Source organism: Yersinia sp. 1252 StPb PI, from assembly GCF_048593885.1.
GTDB classification, from domain to species: Bacteria; Pseudomonadota; Gammaproteobacteria; order Enterobacterales; family Enterobacteriaceae; genus Yersinia; species Yersinia enterocolitica_E.
This window is the reverse complement of record NZ_JAZGQE010000217.1, coordinates 1-6,937: the sequence shown is the minus strand read 5'-3', so window position 1 is coordinate 6,937 and position 6,937 is coordinate 1. Positions and strand designations below refer to the sequence as shown.

The following is a 6,937-nucleotide window of genomic DNA, read 5'->3' as shown; positions in this document are numbered from 1 at the left end:
TGCTCTGGCTGCTCTGGCTGCTCTGGCTGCTCTGGCTGCTCTGGCTGCTCTGGCTGCTCTGGCTGCTCTGGCTGCTCATCAGCTTTTTGCCCCAGCAACTGGGCGTCAACCAATTCCAGAATGTTTAACTGTGAAGCAATGACCAGAACGCGGGCGGGCAACTCTTCATATTCACCCGCAGGCAGGGTTTCAACGTGGCAACCATCAGGGGACCAATCAAGGTTTTTAGTCAGTTTGTGCATAGACACCTCAAAAGAAAGGGGCCATCAGGCCCCATTGGATTAATTGGCAATGTTATGCAGCAGCGCCGATTTTCAGCAGCTTGATAGCCTGAGAATCAGCCAGCATCCCACCAGTACGCTTAGTGGTATAGAAACCAACAAACGGTTTGTTAGTGTAAGGATCACGAAGAATACGAGTGCCGATACGGTCAACAATGGTGTAACCGCGCTTGAAGTTACCGAATGCAATCGCTTTGGCATCTGCAGCGATATCCGGCATTTGCTCATTTTCAGCAATACCATAACCGGCCAACATAGACGGCTGATCAAGCTCTAAGCCTGGACGCCACAGGTAATCACCACGCTCATCTTTCAAAATGCGGATTTTGAACAATGAGTTGTTATTCATCATAAACTTAGCACCTTTACGGTGAACTTTACGTAAGGTGTAAATCATCTGAATAATACTATCAGCCGTAACCCCAGATACCGCACCAGAAAGAAGATGCTGTAGTTTGCCAAATGCCCGCACGCTATCCTTTTCATCAGTAGATGCATAAGCGAGAAAACCTTTAGGTTTCAGCACGCCACTACCATTTGTGAATGCAATTTCTTCCTGTTCGGAGAATTCCATGCTCAAAGAGTCATTAATCCACGTTTCCACATTAAAGAAAGCATCATCCAACATGGTTTGAGTCGCTTGCGGGTTACCGTAGATCTCGCCCATAAATGGAATGATTTGCTCTAAACGCGGTGTGCCGGTGGCTGGGCGCTCCGCTTGCTCGCCAACCCAGCCGGAACCTGCACCGTGCAAATTCACTAGTTTCTTATAGTCACTGGTACCCACGGTAATTACAGTAGATTCCTGACGCATGATCACTTCATCTTTCAGGATATCCAGCAAGGTACGATCTAACTCTTCAGGCACTGCATAGCCACCATCTGCATCAGTACCGGTATTCAGCGCTTTTTGTTCAAGCTCACGCAGTCCATCTTCTTTGCCCTTGCGAACAAACTGCATAAAGGCAGATTTGTGCTCGGTCGCTGTTTTGGTGTTGGTACCGCCGCCTGGACGCTTCAGTGACTTAATTTCTTCTTCCAAGCTGGCCTTTAAGTTATCCAGCTCGGTCAGTTTGACGTTAAGCGTCTCCACTTCCCCAGCCAGTTTGCCTTTTTCCTGCTCAACCGCATCAAGGCGTTTATCGTTTTTCTCTTTAAACTCAGAGAATTTCTGATTAAGTTCCTGCGCGACCTGCTCTACATCTTTGATTTCAACAGCCATGGGTAATTCTCCAAATTAAAATTTAATAGATTTCAGTGCATTAAGCGCGTTATTAACCTCATCTGCATCACGCAGAGAGATTGCGCCATATCCTTCAGCCATAAATGCTTTGGCCTGAGTGCGAGAAAGCCCAACGTCGCGCAGGACTCTTTCAATACTTTTAGGGGATGGGGTTTCACCACGGGCAAAAGCAGATTTCACATCACTGACCCGCGCCTCATCGTTAGACGGAAATGTCACTGGGCTGACTTCCCACAGATCGACTTCCTTCAGTAAATACGCTTCTTTATTGCGGTCATACTCCCAATCCTTGAGCATGTATCCAATAGAAAGGCCGGTTAAAGAACCGGCCTTCATGTGTGCGTGAGCGCGTTTGGCGAGTGGGTCATCGTCAATTAACAATCGCCCCTTGACGAATAGTCCAACATCATCCTCTTTCATTTCGGTATAAATGCCGATCGGCTCATCCATACGGTGCTGCCATAACATGGCAGGCAGGGCGTTTTTATCTCGCCATGCATTCAGTGATTTGATGAAAGCACCCGGTACAACAATATCGTCATAGCTGTCTTTCACGCCAAAGACTGAGCCGTAGCCCTCAAACTCTCCCGAGTCACTGACTGATTTCAGCTTTAGCGGGAAATCCATGCGTTGCTTAGTCAGCATGCTTTTGTTCCTCAGTAGGTTTGGTTTTGCTTTCTTGCGGTTTGGTGGTCATATTCATCGGCGTGAGGTAGATGTCACCGCCTGGACGAGGGTTTCTATCTTCCAGTTCGAGGCAGTCATTCGGGGAGAATATGCCCCAGTTAATCCCGGTCGCATAAGACTCAAAACGAGACTTCATATCTCCCCGTAATAACGCCCCAGCATTGAATTTGGCGTAAAATTCACCCTGCTTTGATTCGCGCACCAGACCGATATTGATACGTTGCTCAATCCGGGTGAGGTAAGGCACCAAAGAATAATTAATAAAACCAATACCGAGATTCTCAATATTACTGAATGTTGCATGGTCGGTGTTTTGCACCAGATGCATGGGAACCCGAAACAGGCGACATATCTCTTCAAGTTGAAATTTACGGGTTTCAAGGAACTGGCTATCTTCAGCGTTCATTCCCATCGCTTTCCAGTCGAGGCCCATCTCAAGGATCATTGGCTTATGGGCATTTTCCAGCCCAGAGTGCCTACCCTCAAAATCGCCCTTAAGCCGCGCATACGCCGCATCACTCAAAGCCTGTTCAGTCCGTAGAACACCTGATGTCACTGCGCCATTTTTGAATAGCCGCGAGCCGTGTTCTTCAGTGGCCAATCCCAACGATATCGCTTCGCGAGCATAGGCTATGGGGTTTAATCCATTAAGCCCATCAAGTGTGAGAATACGAACATGCCAAATATCATCTTGCGATAGAACGTCTGTGGTGCCATCTGGAAAGGTGACTCGGTATACCGGTTCCCACTGGCTATTCAGCTTAGGTTCAACGCTGCCAGGGTCGAGTGGCAATAACTCCACCACCTCACCTAGCGCTTTGACTTTATAGGCGTAGAAGTTGCCGCGAAGACATAAGCAAACAATCAGTAGTTCCCAGAACTCCTGCGGGGTCATGTATCCATTAGGCTTGAGAGATAAGAGTTTTGAGAGCCGCTCTTTTGGGACTTTTTCCCGCCGACCGTTCGCTGATTTATAAAGGTTGCAAGGCAACATACCGACTGACTCAGCCAGAACACGAATACAACCAAACACCGCAGTAAGGCGCATCGCCTTTTGGCTGCTAACTCTCAAACCGGTGTAGGTGTCGTAAGTCATGCCCACTATCTCGGCTAATTCAGCGGGAGTGGTCACGCGGGCAGTATCCGGTGCGGACTTAAACATATTTGGAAAAAACATTAAGCCCCTCCGTCATTGTCATTGGGTTTTTGAGCCACCGATCTGGAAACCAGATAAGACCATGCGAGGCATAAACCACCAGCAACCGAAAAACCCATAGCAGGGAGAATCAACCACGCACCATAGGAAAGCAGTGCAGCACCGATAAGCCCCACGATTAAGGACAAAATTGTCAGGAATTGGATCATAGAGTTGCCTTTAAAGAGAGCGTATTCCGTGAGAAATAAGGTGATCAGAAAGAGATTTTTCAATGTCGTTCAGCATTGCCCGACCAACAGCCATAATCCCCGCAACAGCTCCGTCTATCTTGTTTTCATCGCCTTGCTTAGTGGGTCGGACGCGATCGTCACTGCCGGGATAATACCGACCAATAACGTTTGTCATGCACCACTGCATAATGGGATTGCCGTCGTGATGGAAACGCCCGGCAGCAAGAGCCGCCTCAATCTCCCGCATTGGATCACTCATATTGGTAAAGTTTTGCGTGATGATAATGGGCGACACCCCCTCTTCATCCAAAAGATGTGAGAGGCTGGTTGCGCCATGTGGGTCAATGGGGGAAGAAACTATTTTTACCTGCTTATTCAACTTGGATATTGTTTCAAAAATAAGCCGGTTATCCACTTCCGCGCCGTCCGTGGGGATTAAAAAGCCCTGCTGAACGAAATTTTGATAACGTTCTGCGGTGCGTTTTAGCTCAGTTGCTGTTGAATAAATAGTATCTTCCGGTGCCCAGAACATCGCGCCGACACAGTAATAATGCTTCCTGCCGTTTATTTCCCGCATGAATATTGGGCAAGCGCAGTTCAAGTCCAGCTTGGAAGCCAGGTCGATACCGAGATAGCACTCTTCCCCGTTAAACTGCTCTAAGGTGAGCGATTTATCCGTTGCATCCTTCCACTTCTCCATATTGTAATAAGCTGATTTAGCCGTTACCCAAATGTTGAAGTGTTTGGTTTTAATCTTGTTTGTCTGACTGGGTGTGGAAATTGCCAGTTGCTGTTTAGCCCGCAGAAAATCGGGTTCAATGGATACCCCCATGTTGGGGTTGGCCTTTGCTAAGGCTTCCGGCTTGGTCCAATCATCATCTTTATCAAGGGTATAAATAATCCCGAAGATATGATCACTTTCACCGCCTTTGCGGATCCCCTCCAATATTTCTACAATTTGTGTGCGCTTTTCATAACACGGCGACTGCATATCAAAACCTGCCGTGGTAATGATCAGCGTCATTGGCTGGCTTCGCGAACCCATGCCAGTGGTCATCGTGGTATACAATGAATCCGTAGCATGCTCGTGATACTCGTCAATGATGGCGCATGACGGCGAATCACCATCACCCGGATCACCGATAACAGGTTCAAATACCGAACCGTCCGGGCGAGTCATTTTTTTAGCCCACGGCTTGATGGAAAATTTCTTCCGCATCGCAGGCAGTTTTTGCACCATCAGCAATGCGGGCTGAAATACCTTCCACGCCTGCTTTTCTGTCACCGCACCACAATAAACTTCCGCGCCAAACTCCCCATCAGCACAGAACATATAATTACCAACGCCAGCGGCAATCAGGGATTTACCGTTTTTCCGAGGCACCTCGACATAAATCTCAGTGAAGCGACGGAGTTTGTTTTTCTTCTTTAGCCAACCGAAGCCAACAGCAAAGATAAATTGCTGCCAAGGCTCTAGTTTTATTTTTAGCCGTTTTCTGGCCCACTCGCCTTTGGTGTGGGGCATTAACCCAATAAACCGACAGGCCCGCTCTGCTTTATCTTTATCAAACCGGTATGGGTAATTTTTATTTTTGGACTCAGCCAGATCATCAATGTGACGCTGACAGGCGGCAATGACATATAAACCCGCAATTATCTTTCCGCTGACCACATCCCGCGCATACTGATTTGCTGCATTTACGTGAGGGTATGTTGCCATAGTTAAAACTCGTCGAATTCGTTCTCTTCTTCCTCTGGTGAACTTCCCCCGGTCATTCTTATTCGGCTAAGGGGATCTAGACCGAGCAGCGAGCCGAGGCGCGCCAGTTGAGAAACACAGTCGTTACGGACGGCAACTGCCGGATGTTTTTTTAATCCACCGGTACCGCCGAGATCTGCCAGACCCAAGTTCTCAAGATCGTTGAGAGCCAGTTTGGTGATAACTTTTTCAGCGGTAATCATCAGGTGAAAGGAATTGCAGTAGGCAAGTAACAGAGGTGCATCTTCTAACTCGAACGTGCCACGCTCGATCAGGATTTTGCTTTGCGTTTTCCAAAGTCCGATCGCCGTCTCGCTCAATAATTCTTTTGGGGGAGCAATTCGGGTCAGACTGCTTTTATTTTTGGTGGGTAAATTCTGTTTTCGTCCCCCACCAGCAGCCCTCATCGCTGTTCCCATTGATGACTCCAAATGTTAAAAATTATCGAAAAAAGATTTCTTATTTCGGACGTGTAAAAATTTGACGAGGCTGGCGGTACGGTAGGACAAGGGCTGCAGAGATTCGATCCCCCCTCCCATTGATGATATTGATTCTCATTTGATGTGATGATGCACCGTTTTGGTGCTCACATTGGTGATGTTGATAATCATTATCACTTGATTCGTTCGGTCGCAGTCTTCTTTCTATGGTGTGGCCAGCACAACAGTTCGAGGTTGGATGGGTCATCAGTGCCACCGTGAGCCTTAGCTCTGATGTGATCGACCGTTGTACCCGATACCACCAGACCTTCACGCAAGCACTGTTGGCACAGCCCTTTGTCTCTGGCCTTTATCAGTGGTTTCAACTTATCCCAGTTAGTACCATAGCCACGCTCATGCCTGGTCTTGCCCTGCTGGTGATTCTCCCATCCGGTATTCTGATGCTCAGGACAATAACCAGAACTGTGAATTGTAGTGTTGCGGCACCCATGCTTACGGCAGGCGCGCGGTATTCTGGGTGGCACGGCATTACTCCAATAGAAAAGCCACCAACTTATTAGGCTAGTGGCTTAGGTTGTGCATTATCGATGGCACTCAATGAATGCCACCTGTAATGCTACTTTACTGAGGTAATGTCCAATTCTGAGTTGGCAGGCCACCACATGCAGCCATCGTCACCGGCTTATCCAGCCCTGCGGTCGTCAGGCACTTATTTGATGCCATATTACGGACATCCGTACCAATACCTTGAAGGGCTGTCCACTGCTGCTTCTTATCCTGAAAATCACAGACGGCCATGACCGGTGTTGCGCCACCTGCATCAGACAGGCATTGACCGCTTTTCAGTACGATGTAACGAACAGTACTTTTTTCAGGGCTGACTTTCTCTGCGCTCTCACAAGCTAACAGTGCCGGCTTTCCCTGTGCATTCTCAGACAAGCAGTTACGACCATTGGCAATGTGAAGGTGACCAGATACGACATCAGTAGTGACAGTGATAACTTTTGCATCCTGAATGTCACTCTCTGAAGCGGCTACAGCAGAAAATGATGATGCAACGGCAATAAGTAATACAGCTAAACGAACGTTCATATTTCAATCCTTATGATTTAATTAACCTGTTAATTATTAATGAATTATT

The 6,937-nt window shown here is 47.8% G+C and carries 9 protein-coding genes; all 9 read right to left on the bottom strand.

Annotated features, from left to right (window positions below):
• Positions 1-242: hypothetical protein (locus tag V2A85_RS20905; protein WP_420072258.1), on the bottom strand; the 242-nt coding region annotated here is incomplete at its 3' end.
• A gap of 52 nt (positions 243-294) precedes the next feature.
• Complete coding sequence (locus tag V2A85_RS20900; RefSeq protein ID WP_420072257.1) at positions 295-1,503, bottom strand: phage major capsid protein; 1,209 nt, start codon at positions 1,501-1,503, stop codon at positions 295-297.
• A gap of 15 nt (positions 1,504-1,518) precedes the next feature.
• Positions 1,519-2,169: an HK97 family phage prohead protease gene (locus V2A85_RS20895; RefSeq protein ID WP_219641976.1), complete on the bottom strand. Its 651-nt coding sequence runs from the start codon at positions 2,167-2,169 to the stop codon at positions 1,519-1,521.
• The gene (locus tag V2A85_RS20890; RefSeq protein ID WP_050090188.1) at positions 2,159-3,388 is read right to left on the bottom strand and encodes a phage portal protein; all 1,230 of its coding nucleotides are present in this window, start codon (positions 3,386-3,388) and stop codon (positions 2,159-2,161) included. Before V2A85_RS20890 ends, V2A85_RS20895 begins: the two co-directional genes overlap by 11 nt.
• Positions 3,388-3,576 carry a hypothetical protein gene (locus tag V2A85_RS20885; RefSeq protein WP_050090186.1) on the bottom strand — a complete coding sequence of 63 codons (189 nt, stop codon included), beginning with the start codon at positions 3,574-3,576 and terminating at the stop codon, positions 3,388-3,390. Before V2A85_RS20885 ends, V2A85_RS20890 begins: the two co-directional genes overlap by 1 nt.
• Before the next feature lie 10 nt (positions 3,577-3,586).
• The gene (locus tag V2A85_RS20880; protein WP_420072256.1) at positions 3,587-5,317 is read right to left on the bottom strand and encodes a terminase large subunit; all 1,731 of its coding nucleotides are present in this window, start codon (positions 5,315-5,317) and stop codon (positions 3,587-3,589) included.
• A 2-nt stretch (positions 5,318-5,319) separates the two neighbouring features.
• On the bottom strand, positions 5,320-5,775 hold the full coding sequence (locus tag V2A85_RS20875; protein ID WP_019083770.1) for a P27 family phage terminase small subunit: 456 nt from the start codon (positions 5,773-5,775) through the stop codon (positions 5,320-5,322).
• 194 nt (positions 5,776-5,969) lie between these two features.
• On the bottom strand, positions 5,970-6,320 hold the full coding sequence (locus V2A85_RS20870; protein ID WP_420072255.1) for an HNH endonuclease: 351 nt from the start codon (positions 6,318-6,320) through the stop codon (positions 5,970-5,972).
• A gap of 97 nt (positions 6,321-6,417) precedes the next feature.
• Positions 6,418-6,888, bottom strand: a complete 471-nt coding sequence (locus V2A85_RS20865) for a ricin-type beta-trefoil lectin domain protein (protein WP_420072254.1) — start codon at positions 6,886-6,888, stop codon at positions 6,418-6,420.
• Positions 6,889-6,937 lie beyond the last annotated feature (49 nt).